The 17,245-nt window shown below is 48.9% G+C and carries 15 protein-coding genes; 9 read left to right on the top strand and 6 right to left on the bottom strand.

From position 1 onward, the window contains the following. The first annotated feature begins 14 nt into the window (after positions 1-14). The 4 genes from AC50Y5_RS17250 to AC50Y5_RS17235 all read left to right on the top strand — a co-directional run bounded on the left by AC50Y5_RS17250 (position 15) and on the right by AC50Y5_RS17235 (position 2,464). Entirely contained in the window at positions 15-344 is a 330-nt protein-coding gene (locus AC50Y5_RS17250; protein ID WP_056037353.1) for a PadR family transcriptional regulator, read from the top strand. Beyond that, positions 344-1,423 carry a permease prefix domain 1-containing protein gene (locus AC50Y5_RS17245; RefSeq protein WP_056037350.1) on the top strand — a complete coding sequence of 360 codons (1,080 nt, stop codon included), beginning with the start codon at positions 344-346 and terminating at the stop codon, positions 1,421-1,423. The genes AC50Y5_RS17250 and AC50Y5_RS17245 overlap by 1 nt, the downstream gene beginning before the upstream one ends. 347 nt (positions 1,424-1,770) lie before the next feature. Further along, positions 1,771-2,091, top strand: a complete 321-nt coding sequence (locus tag AC50Y5_RS17240) for a hypothetical protein (RefSeq protein WP_056037347.1) — start codon at positions 1,771-1,773, stop codon at positions 2,089-2,091. Between the two features lie 55 nt (positions 2,092-2,146). Then, positions 2,147-2,464 (top strand): hypothetical protein, encoded by a 318-nt coding sequence (locus AC50Y5_RS17235; protein WP_056037344.1) that lies wholly within the window; start codon positions 2,147-2,149, stop codon positions 2,462-2,464. A gap of 134 nt (positions 2,465-2,598) precedes the next feature. On the opposite strand, the gene AC50Y5_RS17230 is transcribed toward AC50Y5_RS17235, so the two are convergent. Further along, entirely contained in the window at positions 2,599-4,029 is a 1,431-nt protein-coding gene (locus AC50Y5_RS17230) for an FAD-dependent oxidoreductase (protein ID WP_494862373.1), read from the bottom strand. Between the two features lie 268 nt (positions 4,030-4,297). On the opposite strand from AC50Y5_RS17230, the gene AC50Y5_RS17225 reads away from it, so the two are divergent. The 4 genes from AC50Y5_RS17225 to AC50Y5_RS17210 all read left to right on the top strand — a co-directional run bounded on the left by AC50Y5_RS17225 (position 4,298) and on the right by AC50Y5_RS17210 (position 11,300). After that, the gene (locus AC50Y5_RS17225) at positions 4,298-4,951 is read left to right on the top strand and encodes a response regulator (protein ID WP_494862369.1); all 654 of its coding nucleotides are present in this window, start codon (positions 4,298-4,300) and stop codon (positions 4,949-4,951) included. A 217-nt stretch (positions 4,952-5,168) separates the two neighbouring features. After that, positions 5,169-6,233: a DUF4198 domain-containing protein gene (locus AC50Y5_RS17220; RefSeq protein ID WP_494862367.1), complete on the top strand. Its 1,065-nt coding sequence runs from the start codon at positions 5,169-5,171 to the stop codon at positions 6,231-6,233. A 149-nt stretch (positions 6,234-6,382) separates the two neighbouring features. Further along, positions 6,383-8,959 carry a copper resistance CopC/CopD family protein gene (locus AC50Y5_RS17215; protein WP_494862365.1) on the top strand — a complete coding sequence of 859 codons (2,577 nt, stop codon included), beginning with the start codon at positions 6,383-6,385 and terminating at the stop codon, positions 8,957-8,959. 346 nt (positions 8,960-9,305) lie between these two features. Continuing rightward, positions 9,306-11,300 (top strand): methyl-accepting chemotaxis protein, encoded by a 1,995-nt coding sequence (locus AC50Y5_RS17210; protein WP_494862363.1) that lies wholly within the window; start codon positions 9,306-9,308, stop codon positions 11,298-11,300. Positions 11,301-11,515: 215 nt separating this feature from the next. Here the strand turns inward: AC50Y5_RS17210 and AC50Y5_RS17205 are convergent, their stop codons facing one another. The 5 genes from AC50Y5_RS17205 to AC50Y5_RS17185 all read right to left on the bottom strand — a co-directional run bounded on the left by AC50Y5_RS17205 (position 11,516) and on the right by AC50Y5_RS17185 (position 16,194). Beyond that, positions 11,516-12,682, bottom strand: coding sequence for a MalY/PatB family protein (locus tag AC50Y5_RS17205; protein ID WP_056037329.1), 1,167 nt, complete (start codon positions 12,680-12,682; stop codon positions 11,516-11,518). Between the two features lie 21 nt (positions 12,683-12,703). Continuing rightward, positions 12,704-13,444, bottom strand: a complete 741-nt coding sequence (locus AC50Y5_RS17200) for an amino acid ABC transporter ATP-binding protein (protein WP_056037326.1) — start codon at positions 13,442-13,444, stop codon at positions 12,704-12,706. Between the two features lie 10 nt (positions 13,445-13,454). Continuing rightward, positions 13,455-14,123, bottom strand: coding sequence for an amino acid ABC transporter permease (locus tag AC50Y5_RS17195; protein WP_056037323.1), 669 nt, complete (start codon positions 14,121-14,123; stop codon positions 13,455-13,457). A 3-nt stretch (positions 14,124-14,126) separates the two neighbouring features. Then, entirely contained in the window at positions 14,127-14,942 is an 816-nt protein-coding gene (locus tag AC50Y5_RS17190) for a transporter substrate-binding domain-containing protein (RefSeq protein WP_099518622.1), read from the bottom strand. A gap of 208 nt (positions 14,943-15,150) precedes the next feature. Then, entirely contained in the window at positions 15,151-16,194 is a 1,044-nt protein-coding gene (locus tag AC50Y5_RS17185; protein WP_056037317.1) for a LacI family DNA-binding transcriptional regulator, read from the bottom strand. Positions 16,195-16,401: 207 nt separating this feature from the next. Here AC50Y5_RS17185 and AC50Y5_RS17180 point away from each other — a divergent pair, with 207 nt between their 5' ends. Further along, positions 16,402-17,202, top strand: a complete 801-nt coding sequence (locus tag AC50Y5_RS17180) for an enoyl-CoA hydratase/isomerase family protein (protein ID WP_056037315.1) — start codon at positions 16,402-16,404, stop codon at positions 17,200-17,202. Positions 17,203-17,245: the final 43 nt, after the last annotated feature.

Raw genomic sequence — 17,245 nt, 5'->3', positions numbered from 1 at the left:
GGAGGTGACACCTTTTGCCAATTGAGAAAGAGATTTTGAAGGGGTATATCGATATTATTATTCTTTCGTTGCTGTTTGAAAAAGATATGTACGGTTACGAGATGGCTAAAATGGCTCATCATAAATCACAATTTGAATTAAAAGAAGGAACGATGTATTTGTCTTTGAAAAGAATGGAGAAAAACGGGCTTATTGAATCGTATTGGAATGATAGCGAGTCGGGGGGAAGCAGAAGGAAGTATTATAAAATTCTTTCTGAAGGCGTAGAGCGATTGAGGCAGAAAAAACAGGAGTGGATTGAAATTAATCAAGTGCTTTCCACTTTTTTGGAAGGGGTCGAATAATGAAGCAAGTTGATGTATTTATTGATGAGCTATACCAAAATGTACGGGATACCGCTCATGTGAGAGAGCTTAAGGAAGAAATGCGTGTCCACTTACTTGAGTCCATAGGTGAATTGCAAAGCCAGGGTCTTTCTTTGGAAGAGAGTATTCGAACGGCCTTTGAAAAATTCGGCGATGTAGATAAACTAAAGAAGGAATTAACCGAAAATGATGTGATTCGCCGAACGAGAGCAAGTAGATTTTTAGCGCTCATTGTTATACTTGGTGTTTTAGGCTCCGCTATTTTACTTCTATATAGCATGTGGAACGACAATATTTCACAAAATAAAGTAAATCAGGTTTTTGATGAGGTAAAAATATTCGCTAATAGTGATAAGGAAATGTCGGAGGAGCTTCTAGCCGATATTTTGACAAATAATGCGAGCATTTCGGCAATCGGCTTTAAACGGGTTCCTGCTGGCAAAGCAAGTCTAGAATATCCTTATGAATATATTTATCCGGCGAGTACACCTATCGATTCTTATGGGGAATTTGCAAATTCTTCACCGAACGGCATTTGGTTTACGAACAACTATAAATATTCATTGCAGGCTCAAGGCAAGAATAGCCATGCAGATATTGCTGTTGATGTGATGCTATGGAAATTTTCAGATAAATTTTATTTAGTAGGTTGTGGACTGCTTATTTTATATTGGCTGCTCTTTATCGTCTGGGCAACTACAAATTTGTATGTCAATCATACTCAAAAGAAATGGAAATGGCTTGTCATCTTTACTTTATTCAATGTAATTGGTTATTGGCTGTACATCGATGAAATTAAATCAGCGCAACTGCGAAGGTCCTGGCTTTATATCAAAATGATTGCATGTCTCGCCGGATTATATATTGGATATCGTGGCATAAAATTGATGCTTTTGCAGACAAGAAGTGAAAATATGGTTATTAATGAATTAGGTATTGATGTCCCATTAAACACACAATCGCTTGTTATTTATGGAGCTGCATTCGTATTAGCGGGTATTTTTCTAGTTCTCATTCCCTTCAAGATTCATAATAAACTGGTTTGGAAAAAGGGATAACAACAATCACCAACCGTTATCCTTCCGTTATCCGTATGCTGCTTAAAGCATAAAACAAGGGCTATCCCCGGAACGTTTAGTTCCAGGAATAGCCCTTGCTGTATTTTAATCGTAAGCATCTCAGGTTGTTAGATCGTTTTGACAGCCGGAGCAGCCTGTGTCTCTACTGCATCAGGAGCAGCCGTTCGCTGGAGTTCTTGATGAAATGATGTCCCAACTAGGACTTACTGTTCTATTTTTGGATACCTATAGCATACTCTGGGTATATATGCCAATTGGTACCTATATGGTATTTATGGCATTAATTTTATTAAATGGTTGAAGCTTATAACTAGGAGGGATCGTTTATGGAAAGGCCTATTGGGATTATTGTGTCAGAACCACATGCTTTAGCAGGGCAAGGTAGTCGTTCAAGTGGAAACTTCTCTACGGAATGGTTTGGAGGTGCCCATGTCATGTTGGTTGAAGTAACGGTCGATGGTCAAATTGATGATACGATAACTTTCAATATTGCCGAAGATAAAAGTGGCAGTGATCCTGTTAGAGCTCGTGATGTGAAGAATAACTATCAAGTGGGATATATAGGAAGTAACTCGTTATACATTTGTGAGGTTAGATGTCCAGCGAATAAGAATTTTATGATTACATTTAAACCTTATGTCAACTAAATAATTCAAAATGAATTTTTATGAAAATAGTCCATTAAATTTAGGGGTGTGAATCATGAACAGACCAATCGCTGTTGTTGTATCCAGTAATACAGTTTTAAATGATGAAAGAAGTCGCACAAGCGGTAATTTTTCGACGAAATGGTTTGGCTCATGTAAATATATGGAGGTTGAAGTGAGCGTAAATGGTAAAATTAATAATGATATTAAATTCAGCATGGCTATTGATATTAATAATGGAAACGATGTTACGAAATATAATGACGTCAAAAATGGTTCTAGAATAGATTATTATGATTCAAATACTTTTTATATTTGCGACGTACCTTCAAGTCAACGTGAAAATTTTATGGTTAAGTTTTTTCCCGTTTAGGAGCAAGGTACAGCTTTTTCAATTAACGTAATTGTGAAGGAGAAAAGGGATGTCTCCGACCGTTAGGCTCGGGGCATCCCTTGCTAAAGCATACAGGAAAATGGAAGATTGAGTGGAGATATCGGTACGAATTGTTATTTCACTGGGCTGACAGGTGCCGTCGGTGCTTCCGCAGCGGCTGGGTCAGCCTTACGTGCTGGCTGGGCTTGCTTCTCCACCTGCTCAGCAGGGGCAAGCGCTGCTGCTTGAAGCGCTGCCTGGTTAAGCAAGCTCCACGGCTTGTTGTAATGCGGCTGGAAGAAGAAGTCGACGAAGCCAACCTCATCAATCGTCATGCGGTTTTGGATGCATACCGACATCGTATTCATCATTTGCGTCAGATCGGCTTTCGATAAAATTTGTGCGCCGACGACACGCTCGCTGTCCGCTTCATAAACGAATTTTAGCGTGACCTCCTCAAACGTTGGCATAAATTCCGGACGGTAGTTTTCAATGATTGTGACAGTTTTCACATTCATTTCAGCAGCAAGTGCAGCTGTTTCAGTCAAGCCCGTCGATGCAATGTTGTAGTCAAAAAGCTTAATGGCCGACGTTCCTTGCGTGCCTAAATATTTCACGCGCGGCTGCAGCAGGTTTTTGCCGATAAGCGTTCCCATCCGGACCGCATTCGTAGCGAGCGGAATGTACGCATGCTGGCCAGTCGGGTTGTACATAACGGCACAGCTGTCTCCGGCTGCGAACACATCAGGCTTGCTGGTGCGCATATATTCGTCGACGATAATAGCGCCATTCGGCAGCATATCGACTTGGCCCTTCAGCAGCTCCGTATTAGGACGGAAGCCAATGCACATAATGACAAGATCAGCTTCGTATTCGCCTTTGGTCGTCAAAATCTGTTTCACTGCTCCGTTTGTACCCTTGAAGCCCGTAACGGTCTGGTCAAGCGCAAGCTCGATGCCATGGGCGGCGAGATCCGTTTCGATCACATCAGTGTATTCCTGATCCAAATATTTGTACAAAATGCGATCCATATTATCAATCAGAGTAACCTGCTTGCCAAGCTGCTCGAATGCTTCCACCAGCTCGATGCCGATATAGCCCGCACCAATGACGGCAATGCGGCCCGCATATTTCGCTTTTTCAATAATCGTTTGGGCGTGATTGTAGTTTTTGCATAACAGTATATTTTCAAGCTCCATGCCTTCGAGCTTTGGAATAATCGGCCACGAGCCCGTTGTCACGACGAGCTTGTCAAAGCTGTTTTCAAACGTTTCATTCGTCAGCAGATTGCGGACGGTGACGGTTTTTGCATCGGTATCGACGTTCAGCACCTCATGCTGCATATGCGTTTGAACGCCCATTACGGCAAGCTGCTCAGGCGAAGCATAGAAGAGCTTGGTCGGATCTTTGACGACGCCTCCGACATGAAGGGCGATGCCGCACGACAGGAAGGAAATATTGTCATTTTTCTCGAAAACGGTAATTTCCGCCTCAGGGTGGAGCTTGATAATCTGATTAATTGCGGCAGTTCCTGCATGTGTACATCCAATAACGGTAACCTTCATAGTAGGGCCTCCTCGAGTATATGTGAATGTTTTCACAACCATAATGTCTAATGTGAAATGATTCACAATGTGTTGTTGGTATTATCATAAAACATTCGATGCCTGAAAACAAGGTCGGAATTGTGAACTTTTTCACAAGGTATGGCATAGCCCGTTCGAGCCATGTTCAAGCGGGTTATTTTCAGCGACAATAAAGGTGTACAATATATAAGTAGAAAAGTGCGGCAGTGTTGCAAAGCTAGATAGAATGAGAAAAGAGGGATGGGGCATGACCCAGCCGGTTCGAATATTGATTGTGGATGACCATCATCATGCGCGCGAGGGCATACGGGCGATTTTGCAGGCAGAGCCTTTGTTTGAGGTCGTCGGCGAGGGATGCAGCGGGCTTGAGGCGCTTGCGCTCACCGAGCAGCTGATGCCGGACTTGATATTGATGGATATTAATATGAAGGAGATGGACGGGCTCGAAGCGACGAAAGAAATTAAAGCCCGCTACCCTTATGTGAAAATCGTGATTATAACCGTATCGGATGATATTACGCATCTGTTCGAGGCGCTTAAGAAGGGCGCGCAGGGCTATTTGCTCAAAAATTTAAATCCCGGCGCCTGGCGCGAATATTTGAAGGCCATTGCACTGGACGAAGCACCTTTGTCACGGGAATTGGCGCAGCGGATTTTGCAGGAGTTCGCCCTTGCAGGTGCGGGCAGACAGCAGGCCGAGGAAAGTCCGCTCACGGCGCGTGAACAGGAAATTTTGCGCTGTGTGGCGCAGGGGGCGGCCAATCGGGACATTGCCGGCATGCTGATGATTTCGGAGCATACCGTGAAAAATCATCTGAAAAACATTTTGCAAAAGCTCCATCTGGACAACCGTGTGCAGCTGGCGAAATATGCGTTCGAGCAAGGGTATTTGCGGGACTAGAGCTCAGCTCATGCGATGAGCTTATAGTCTTCTAATAAGGGTATAGTCTTCTAATGAGGGGCTAATGCTTGACCAGTGCCAGCGATCCGTCATCAAAGGTTCACAGCTTGGTCGCAAAGCTGATGCAGAATAGCCCTTTGTAGTCATTCTTTCCCTGAGGGCAGGCCGATATAATAGGATTTAGTTATCCAATATCGATGCTCAGGGGGCTATTTTAATGATCATTTGGAAAAAGAAACTGGCAGCAGCAGCGCTTGCCGCAGTACTAACGTTCAGCGTATCGGCGACCGCGTTCGCCCATGACGGCTGGACGCAGACGAATGCGCCGATTATTGCGCAGGGTGAGGTTGCGTACGTGGATTTGCTTTTCGGCAACCACTCGAACGATCACAAGAGCTATCGCATTACCGGCCAATGGGGCGTAGACAGCTCAAAGGTTTATGTGACTTCTCCGGCAGGCGTGAAGACGGACATTACGTCTACGCGGTTTTACACAGGTGAAGCAGCTACAGAGACGGAGCCAGCCGTAAACAATGGTTTTGTCGCTTCCTTCTCGGCGGCATCTCCCGGAGCTTATATCGTGACGGGCGAATCGGACAGCGTAAGCACGACCTCGCTCAGCCGCTCGATGCGCAGCGCGAAATCGTTCGTCGCGATCAGCGATCTTCCTCTTATTGCGCGGGTTAGCGCGCTGAAAGGTTTTGCAAATCCGGTGAGCCTTGACCGTGCGGAATTCGTACCGCAATTTAATCCGGCAGCTGCTCTGCCAGGGCAGGAAGTAAAGGTGCAAATGCTGCTGAAAGGCAAGCCGGTAGCGGATGCCGAAGTGTCGCTCATTCGCCGCAGCAACTCCGAAGGACAGACGCTGACAACGGATGACAATGGCTATGTGACTTATAAAACGGGAGCAGCCGACTATTATTTGCTGCGTGCTTCGACGTCTACGGATGAGAGCAAAGAGGGCGAATATACGAAGGTCAATTATACGGCAACGATGACCTACACGGTGCAAAATGCAGGCGTCAAGCTGCCCGCAGGCAAAGTCAGCCCTATTCCTTATGTCTACGTCGATGGCAAGCTCGTATCCAGCGACAGCCTGACCGTTGTAAAAGGCTCAACGAACGCCAGCGCTGATTTCCTTAAACAGTATATTGATCCAAGCTATAGCAGCAAAAATCCCGCTTCCTTGCGTCAAACAGCAGAGAAAGCGGGAGCGGTTGTCGAGTTTTTGCCAGCAGTTGGCGACACCCGTGCAGCTGTGCTGATTTACACGAAAAAATAGAAGGCTTTAAGCAGCAGCAAGCCCCAGTGCTTGTGCGCGCCATGGAACATCAATTGAAAGCAGCTGCCCGAAACGCGCAGCACTGCTCACGCATAGCGGGGTCGCCATCATTAGGCGGCTCTGTTTGCATGAGAAGGAAGGAGAGGCGAATGATTCCTCATAAGTTAAAAATAAACCTGCTAGCGCTGGCGGCGCTGCTGCTGTTTATGCTTTGCAGCCCGGCCCTTGCGGACGCGCATGCGAATATGGAGCGTTCGACTCCGCTCCAGGATGCCGAGCTCAGCGAATCTCCTTCATCGATTCGCATCCAGTATACGGAAGAGTTTGATCCGGATTTAAGCCGGATTGTACTGGAGGATGAGGCAGGCAATGCGATTAAAGGCAAGCTGTCTGCGGAGAAGGATAGATGGCTCGTGTATACGATTCCGAAGCTGTCGCCCGGTATTTATAAGGTGAAATGGCAGGTGCTGTCCGTGGACACACATGTCACGGACGGTTCCTTCCGCTTTGCGGTCGGCGTGCCGCTCGCTTCGACGAAGCCGAGCGATACGATCTCGCTCGACGGCGGCGCCAGCAATGCTTCGCCGTCACCAACTGCCACGGCGAAGCCAAGCGCATCAGCCTCGCCGAGTGGTGCCGGAAGTGGGAGCTCTGGAAAGGGCAACGACGCTTCATCTGGAGCGGCTGGACAGCCGGGCAGCGGAAGCTCCAGCAGTGGCAATAGCGCCACAGGAGGTAAAGGCGGCAGCTCGCAGGGGGGCGGTGCCGCTAACGGCAGCAGTGCGGGAGGCACGGCGTCTGGCGGAACAGCGGGGAGCGGCAGTTCCTCAGGAGGCAGCAACGCCGCTGACGGAACGGTAAAAGGCGGAGGCTCTTCTGCCGGAACCGGAGCATCTGGAGGCAAGACGAATGGCGGCGGCAGCAGCTCGATGAATCCATCATCAAGTGCTGGCGCAGGAAACGGCGGAGCAACTGGAAGCGAAGCGAATTCAGGGGCCGGAGCAGCTGAAGGTTCGGCCGTCTCCAGCCAAACAGGCACTGGCAGCGCAGCTGGCGGCAATAGCTCGGCAACGGGGCTGGGGGAACAAAACAGCTCGGCTGGGGACGGGAGCGGCGAAGCATCCGCAGGAAGTGATGAGGCGGAAGGCTCTTCTGAAAATAGCGACGGGAAATCGGCAAACGGTGATGTTGCTGAATCGGCTAACGGCGAGCAGCAAGCTGCAACGGGTCTTGATCCGTCTATCACTGCAACCGATTCGCCTGCTGCGACGGAAGGGGATTCAACCTCTGGCGAGACGGCGCAAGCAGCGGATGCATCGCATGGGCATTCCATGTCTGGCGAACATGGATCAGCCGTTCATGGAGCCGATTCCGACATGGAAATGGATGCGGACGGCAATATGATCGGCCATTCGGGCAACCATGATGCCGAGCATCAGACCGATTGGCGGACGGTTATTTACACGCTGCTGCGAGTAATTGAGGTCATTGCAGCAGCTTGCATGGTCGCTTTTTTATATGCCAGATATGTGCTTTGGTCACGCGCTGATGGCTCAGCGATTCCAAAGCTGCTTAGCAAGCGAAGCGAGCGCCTCTTATTTATAGGTGCGGCAATAGCGCTTGGCGCCACAGGATTTGTCCACGTATGGCTGTTGGCGGAGCAGCTAAGCGCATTCGATATGGGCAGCGGCAGCACGTTGTATCAAAAGATTTTGTCCGCGACGATGGTGGGACGCGCAGCATGGCTGCGGCCGGCGTTGGCGGCGCTTATGCTGCTGCTGGCTTATGCGCCGCAGCGCGATGAACGCTGGGTAGCGACGCTGAAATGGCTCATGGCCTTGCTGCTGACGGTGCTTTACCCATTAACGGGCCATGCCAATGCCTCCCCGTTGTTTTCGGCAGCGGTTTTGTCGCATATTGTGCATATTTGGACGGCGGCGATTTGGTTTGGTGGTCTGATGGCTATTATTAGCGCCACCTTGAAGGCTAGTTTTCCAAGTGTCGAGGAACAGCAGCAGACGCTGCACGAGATGATCAAGCGATTTTCGCGGGCCGCGCTGCCGATTATTATTTTGCTGGCAGCTACAGGCATCATCTTGTCCTTGCAGCGGCTTAACGTTTGGACGGAGCTTGCAAGCAGCAGTTACGGCCGCTTGGTTCTGCTAAAAACGCTGCTGCTGGTTGCCGTTATCGGCATTGGGGCTTACCACCGGTTTGCCCTAATGCCGCGTTTGGCAGCAGGGTTGGGAAAAGGTGCAGCAGACAACAGCTCCGCTCATCCATTTGTTCAGGCGGTGCGTATAGAAGCGCTGCTGGCGCTTGCCGCTTTTATCGTGGCTGGCATGCTGTCTTCCACCGCGCCGCCAGAGCAGCCTGTCTACGCTGAACCTGTCTACTGGCATGTGATGGGCGATAAAGCCCATATGTCCATGCGAATTAAGCCTGAAGAGCAGGCTTATCAGCTTGATGTGTGGCTGCCGACTGGCATGGGCGCTCCAACACAAATAGAAGTACAGGCGAAAGGTGATAGTGGGCAGGGAGAGGTGCAGGACATTCCTTTTTCGTTTAATAAGGGAGGGCCTGATCCTTACGGCTATGAAGGCTTTGACAAATATACATATTTGTCGAAGGCCCCGGTGCCTGCGGTCGGCGATATATGGGATATGACGATTGTCATTACCGATCCAACAGGCGAGAAGCATCGCTATGAGAAGCATATACCTTAATGTGCGGAATGAGCGATAACAGCAAGTGCGTGGCACTGCTATTTTGGCAAACGAACCAAACATAAATGATGAATATGGAATGGTTAGAGGGGCAAATACTGCTCCTCTTTCTTTATTTTTATTGCGTGTTAAGGAATAGAAAGGAAATAACGCCTCTAGAATGGAATGATTTAGCATCCTGTTAGATCGTTAAGTAGCATTAAGACTGAAACATTCATTTTTTTTGTTGAAAATTTGTTACATTTGCGATGAAAAATCTATCAATTTCTAAATGAGGTCTGTCGACTATATTACATATACAATATATACAAGCTGGGGAAATTACATCATGAAGGAGAAGAGAGAGATGAAGAAAAAATCGCAATGGAAGCAAAAGTTTTATATGAGGAGGCTCAGAGGAAGGCTTCTTCTCTACATTTCCCTGATGCTGATCTTTTCACTGCTCGTTTCTACATTCTTTTCTTATACCAATGCTAAAATTCAGCTTCAAGATAAAATGGGACAAACAGCAGCTTCTACCGTATCCTCGCTCAATATGGCGATCGATCAAATCGTTGGGCTTGAGAAAGCCAATGTGAAGCAGCTAGCTTATTTGCTCTCATCGGCAGCCGTAGATGAAAAGGCTGAGACGACTCAGGCGCTTATCGACAATTTTACGGCAAACCATCCAGAGGTGGAAATTGTAACGCTTGGCAATGCGAACGGCAGCTGGATGAAATCGCCGAATCCGGGGCAGGAGGATTATGATCCGCGGGAGCGCTCTTGGTACAAGGCAATTATGGCGGCTCCGGGAGAGGCTATCGTTTCCCCGCCGGGCCTATCAGCAACGACGAATAAGTATACGATTACCGTATCTCAAACATTTGCCGATGGTCAGGGCGGCGTTACGGTTGCTTTGAGCGTAGAAGCAATCGGGCAATTAATTCAAAATGTTAAAATCGGTTCAGAGGGTTTTGTTTATTTGATGGATCAGCAGGGCGTTATTTTGGCACATCCTACGATTGAAGTGGGAACACCGATTAGTAACGAAGGTATCCAGACTATTCTGGAGCAAGATAGCGGGGAGCTCTTTTACAACGATCCGATTAACAATGTGGAACGTAAAGCTTTTTACATCACGAATAAGGATACCGGATTAAAATTGGTCGGCGCTCTGCCAACCGAGGAGTTTAATGAGGCCGCACTGCCTATTTTGCTTAATTCGTTCCTCGTCATGGTCATTTCGCTGGTTGCCGCATTCATCATTTTGTTCTTTATTATCCGGGCGATTACAAGGCCTATTGAGCAATTGAACCGTGCAGCTAGACGGGTAAGCGAAGGCTATTTGCAGGAAAAAGTCGAAACGAAGCGCCGGGATGAAATCGGGGAGCTAGCTGGAAATTTCAACGCGATGGTCGATTCGCTGCGAGGTATTGTAATGGAAGTGGCAGATTCGTCGAATCAGCTGGCCGCTGCCAGCCAGCAGCTTAGCGCAAGCACAACGGAAAATACGAAGACGGTGGAGCTTGTATCGGAACTCATTGGCGGAGCGGCTCAAGGGGCGGACAATCAAGCGCGCATGACGGACGAAACGCGCAGAACGATGGAGGAAATGGCGATCGGCATTACGAGAATTGCTGAGGCATCGTCCGAAATTGTGCAATCGTCGAAAGAGACGGAGCAGAATGTCGCAGAAGGCAGCGATAAAGTACAGGAAGTAACGGTTCAAATGAGAAAAATCGGCGAATCCATCGACCAATCCTCCGAGCAGATTGAGCAGCTGCATGATCTTAGCGCGCAGGTGACGCAAATGAGTACAGCGATAGCAGGCATTGCCAAGCAGACGAATCTTTTGTCGCTTAATGCGGCCATTGAAGCCTCACGGGCGGGCGATCACGGCAAAGGCTTTGCCGTCGTTGCACAGGAAGTGCAGAAGCTGGCAGACCAGACGAAGACGACAGCCGATCAAATATTGGAGACGATTGGCCAGATGACGAAGCTGGTTGCAGCTACTTACGATATGATGAAATATAAAGTTTCCGAGGATATGCGGGGAGGACTGCGCATAACGGAGGAAGCGGGACAGGCGCTGGCAAGCATTGAACAATCCACGAGGCTGATTGTCCAGCAAATTCATGATGTATCGGCGGTGACGGAGGAAATGTCGGCAAGTGCCGAGGAAGTAGCGGCGTCGATTCATGAGGTTTCGGGCATTGCAAACGAGTCGTCACAATCATTCCGCCAAGTGACGCAAGCTGGCAATCAGCAGCTTGATGCGATGGAGGGCATTTCTTCATCGGCAGTCGGCTTATCTGAAATTGCTTCCGAGCTGCAAAACAAAGTAGGCAGCTTTAAGTTGTAAGCTGCGCCCGCACGATAGCACGATAGCACGCCTGATTAGCGTAGAAAAGATATAAAGACGGAATTAAATATAAAAAAAGCCGTCCTGCATAGCCTAGTGGCTGCCATGCAGGACGGCTTTTTGCTTATGTTGCGCGGCTGTCTGCTATTGTCAAAGCCAAACATCGCAGCTGTAGCTTCGCGAACAGAACAGCCTATTAACGCTTAAGCGGGAGGTTACCCGAGCTTGGAAACGGCTTGCTTCATTTGGTTAAGCGCTCGTTCCAGCACCGCTTTCGGGAAGCCGACGCTCATGCGAAGAAAGCCTTCGCCATTGCCGCAGGAGGAGCCATCCCTGAACGCAATTTTTGCCTCCCGCATAAAATAAGGGGCAAGCTGCTCCGGAGGAAGGCCCAGCTCACGAGCATCAAGCCATAATAAATAGGTGGCTTCCGGCTGAATGAGCTTGATTTGCGGAATGTGCTCCCGCAAATAGTCCCCTACAAACCGTACATTCTCCTCCAGGTACGCAACGAGCTGATCTACATAGTAGCCGCCATGCCAATAGGCAGCCTCCAATGCCACTATGCCGAACACGGGACGGTCAATCGCTTTGTTGTTGATAAGGGCAATGCGGAAAGCTTCACGCCAGCGGTCATTAGGAATGATAGCGGCAGATGCGCGCATGCCTGCGAGGTTGAACGTTTTACTCGGATTGACGGTGACCATGCATTGCTGAGCGATTTCTTCCGAAATGGCTGGCAGCGGAATGTGGGTAAACGCCTCGTAAGCCAGATCAGCATGTACCTCGTCTGCGATAACGAATACATGGTAGCGCAGGCAAAGCTCGGCGATTCTGGTCAGCTCAAGCTTGGTCCAACAGCGCCCGACCGGATTATGCGGATTGCAAAGCAGCATCAGCTTCGTACGCGGGTTGCTTAGCTGGCGCTCCAAATCCTCAAAGTCGATCTCGTAGCGTCCATTGTGCAGCTTGAGCGGATTTTCCGCCTTAATGCGTCCGCTATTATCGATCAAGCTGTGGAAAGCATGATAGACAGGCGTCTGAATCAACACCCGGTCGCCAGGCTGTGTGAAAGCTTGGACGGCAAATACGAGGGAAGAACCAACAGATGGGGAATACTCGACCCATGCTGGTTCTATAGGAAATTGAAAGCGGCTTGCCATCCAATGCTGGACAGCAAGCGCCAGTCCTTCGCTTTCGGCCACGTAGCCAAACATGCCATGGTCTACCCGTGCAGCGAGCGCATCAATAATGGGCTGTGCCGTGGTGAAATCTGTTTCGGCCAGGTGCATAGGCAGTACATCTTCTGGAAATAGGGTATGCATTTGTGAATCGGTATGACGTCGATCGAGCTGTACGCTAAAATTATGTGTGCGAGTCATCGTTTGCCTCTTCCCCTGTCGTCAGTTTTTGGAAAAGACCGTTCCTAAAAATTTCTTCGTCCGTTCCTGCTGTGGTTGTCCAAACAGGCTTTGCGGATCGCCTTCCTCGATAATTGAGCCATCCGCCATAAAGATGACGCGGTCAGCAATTTCTCGGGCGAAGGACATTTCATGGGTCACAATCAGCATCGTTGTGTCCGTATCAACGATCGAGCGGATGACCTGCAGCACTTCCCCTACAAGCTCAGGGTCAAGCGCCGAGGTCGGCTCATCGAGTAAAATCACCGCAGGATTAACGGCCAGTGCACGAGCAATCGCTACGCGCTGCTGCTGTCCGCCGGACAACATGGCAGGATAGCTGTTCGCCTTGCTTGCCAGCCCTACTTGATCCAGCAGCTTGTGGCCGAGTGCTTCGGCATCGGGCTTGTTCATCTTTTTGGTGACAATGAGCGCTTCAATGACGTTTTGCAGCGCCGTTTTATTTTTGAATAAATTATAATGCTGGAAAACCATCGCTGATTTTTGTCTCAAGGCGTAGGCATCCGATTTCTTCAGCCTTCTCGCATCGACCTCAAAGCCATCGATTTCAATATGGCCGGCATCCGGCGTTTCCAGCAGGTTGAGGCAGCGAAGCAGCGTGGACTTGCCCGAACCAGATGGTCCAATAATCGCAACAACCTCGCGGCGCTTCACTTCCAGATTGATTTGCTTCAGCACCTCGTTATCGCCGAAATGCTTGCTTAACCCGCTCACTTTTAGCATAACAGAACTCCTATCGATAAGGCTTGCTCATTGCCTTTTCCAATTTTCCCTGCAGCATGGTCAGCACAATCGTTACGGCCCAATAAATGAGGGCAACGGCGATATAGCTCTCCAAAAAACGGAAGGAGTTGCTGGCCAAAATTTTCGTTTGCGCAAAAATGTCGGTCACACCAACTGTAAAGGCGAGCGAGGACTCCTTGACCAGCATAATCAAATAGTTGCCTAGACTCGGAACGGCAACCCGCATCGCTTGCGGCAAAATGACTCGGCGGAAGCCTTGCCATTTGGTCATCCCGACAGACAGGCAGGCTTCCATTTGCCCGCTGTCGACCGCATTCAGCGCCCCACGGAATTCTTCCGCCAAATAGGCGGCATTTTTAAAGCTGAGGGCAATGATCGTTGCGGTAATCGCATCAATAAAGGTAAATTCCGGAAAAATTTGCGGGATTCCCACATAAAAGATAAACAGCGTAACCAATGTAGGCACCGAGCGGAAGAAGGAAATGTAAACCTTCGCCACCGGTGACAAAATAAAAATTTTATTGTTAATGATGAGCGCCAGCACAATACCCATAAGACAAGCGAGAAGCATCGAGCCGACCGCCAGCATCAGCGTCATCGGCAAATACTTCAGCAGCTTGGGTATCGCTTCGAATATAAACGCTGTATCGAAATTCATCGATTAGCTAGCCTTGCTGATGTCTTGTTTCAAATGTTCATTGGACAGCTTCGTCAGTGTGCCGTCTTTTGCAAGAGCCTCAAGCGCTTCGTTGAAGGAATCACGCAGCTTCTTGCCTTCTTCGGTGTTAGGGAACGGGAATGCTTCCTCGTAAGTGTAAACGGGGTCTCCCGCTTTTTTCAAAGCAAGGCCTGAGTTGTCGATCAGCAGCTGTGCACCGGCGCGGTCCATAATATAAGCATCGATCCGTTTCAGCGCAACATCGTTGAGAATGACGCTTGGATCTTCATAGGTTGTAATGTTCAGCTCATTGTTAGGATCATTGGCGCGCAAGTAAGCTTCTTTACTTGTACCAACGTCAACACCAATCTTCTTGCCTTTCAAATCGGCCAGCGTTTTGATGGAATCATCATCCGCACGGACGATTAGCTGTGCTCCGGAATAAATATAAGTGTTGGAGAAGATATATTTTTCTTTACGCTTTTCGTTAGCTTCTACTTGATTGGCGATCGTGTCGATTTTGCCAGCGTCCAGCATGCCGAACATGCCTGCCATATCAGCAGTCGTCCAGTTTACTTTCGTGTAGCCTAAATATTTGGCAACAGCTTCTGCTACGGCAATATCATAACCTTCCAGCTTGTCTCCGTCTTTCTTGGAGAACCCAATGCTGACGCCGAACGTAGCCAGATTTAATTCTTTGCTTTCTGCTTTGTTGCCGGAGCTAGCGCTTTCAGAATCATTAGTCGTTTTCGACCCGCATGCTCCCAGTACTAACGTCATGGCAAGCATTAATAAGACCACACTTTTTTTTCCAAACATGTTGACAAAAGCCTCCTCTTAGTAGATCGATCTAATTATAAGCCAAACGTGTCCGGGTGCTGCTGTAGCCAGCGAAACCGTTCGCGCTTGATTCTATTAGTAAATAAACGCGTAACGTCTATTTCCTATTAGTTTTGTTGGAATTATAGCAAGTTAAAAATTGAATGTCAATGACCATTTCGCCATCTAAATGACGGGGGTGCATCGATTAATGCACGCCCATAAAATGTGTCGAGGATTCGCGGATAACAAGCTTTGGCGGCAAAATAATTCTAGCCGTCTCCTGCGGTGCTTGCGTCTCGCTGCTGATTCGTTGGTGCAGCAGGTTCGCTGCCTCGATTCCCCACTGGCCGGAGCCAACGGCAACGGTAGTCAGGCCGGGATTTGCAGTAGCGGCTTCTTTAATATCATCAAAACCTACGAGAGCCATATCTTTGCCAGCAACAAGCCGATTTTCCCTAAGGCCGACGATGACGCCAAGCGCGACGATATCGTTATGGCACAGCGCCGCTGTAGGCAGCTTGTCCTGCCGGATCAGCTGGTTAATAATGATAGCGCCACTCTCGCGCGTAGGCGGGCCAGGAATAATATGACGCTGATCGGTGGGGATGCGTGATTCCTCAAGTCCTTCCAGGTAGCCAGCGAGCCGCTCATTATAAGCAGAGGTATGAGGCGTACCGCCAAGCAAAGCAATATGCTTATGCCCTTGGTCAGCCAAATGCCGGACAGCCATCTTCGTGCCCCATTGGAAGTCAGTGCCGATATAATCAACGCGTGCTCCGGAAATTTCACGGCCGATAAGGACACAGGGGACGTTTAATTGCTTCAGTCGGGCAAATACAGCAGGGTTTGTACCCGCAACGGGAGCCATAATAATGCCGCAAACATGATGCTCCAGCATCGTTTCCAGTATTCGCTCCTGCTTGCTTTCCGATTCAAAAGTCATGCCAAGCAGCGTTGTATAGCCGAGTTCATCGAGTCGATCCTGCAAATTGGTGAGCAGCTCAGAGAAGAAGGGATTGCCGATATCCGTAATAATGATGCCCACAGTAGAAGAGCGTCTGGAGCGAAAGCTTGCTGCGACGCGATCATAGACATAACCGAGCTTATTCATCGATGCAAGAACCTTCTGTTTCGTCTGCTCAGTAATGGACGTACTGCCTCTGACGACGAGCGATGCCGTGGCGCGTGATACGCCTGCATCCTTCGCGACATCCTGAAGCGTTACGCGTTTTTCTTTTTTATCGCCCACAATCAGTCACACCTCTTTCATTAGTGAAAATTATAGTACATAATCGCAGCTTATGGAATGACTATAGATTCCCCATCCAGCTGTTGACAGGGGGGATGCCGTTTTTTATAATCAATGGAAAGATTAGATCGATCTAATGACGAACGGCAGCTATTCAATAGGACAGCAAAATATATTTTATAATCTCATATTAAGGTGGTTTTTGTCATGTCAGCAAATCCGGGAATTGAATTTCACAAGGAAGGCCGTATCGGAATTATCCGCTTCAACAATCCCCCGCTGAACTTGGGGACGAATAACGGGCTTGCACGGCTTGAGAAGATTTTAGCCGATATTGAGTCGGATGGGGAGCTGCGCGTGGTTGTGCTTACCCATAATGGCAAAGTTTTCTCGGCGGGCTCAGACATGAATGAAATACAGCAGCATTTGGACAAAGATACGTATGTCAGCGACAAAATGGAAAGCGAGATCCGGCTGCGCACCCGCCTATCCGTCCTTTCGATTCCGACGATTGCCGCGCTGGACGGCTCTGCCTATGGCGGAGGTTTCGACTGGGCGCTTAGCTGTGATATGCGGGTAGCTGCACCTCATGTTGTGCTGTCCTTGCCGGAGGTAAACATTGGCTCATTCCCAGGAAGCGGCAGCGCCTATCGGATCACCCGTCTCATCGGAGCAGGAAGAGCGATGCAGTTTATGCTGTTCGCCAAGCCAATGAGTGCGCAGGAAGCGCTTAGCTTGGGCGTAGTCAACGAGATTGCAAGCGAAGGAACCGCCTATGAGCTGGCTTATCGCTGGGCAGAGGAAATTGCCGCAAAATCCGGGTCGGCCGTCCGCGCTGTAAAGGAGGCGCTTACCCGCATTTATATGCCGGAGCAGTCATGGCTTGATTTGACGCAGCTCGATATTTCGCAAAAGGTTGCGGAAAGCGAAGATTTCAAGGAAGGCATGCAAGCCTTCTTCGAGAAGCGTCCTCCTGTTTTCGCAGGCGACGCCGTTCAGAAAGTGTAATATTCTAACCGCTGATTTGCTCGACTTATCCAGCAGCACAGAC

The sequence above is a fragment of the Paenibacillus sp. JT22N7 genome, assembly GCF_059383875.1.
Note: the sequence above shows the minus strand (reverse complement) of the source record. Positions and strands in the feature narration are given on the sequence as shown.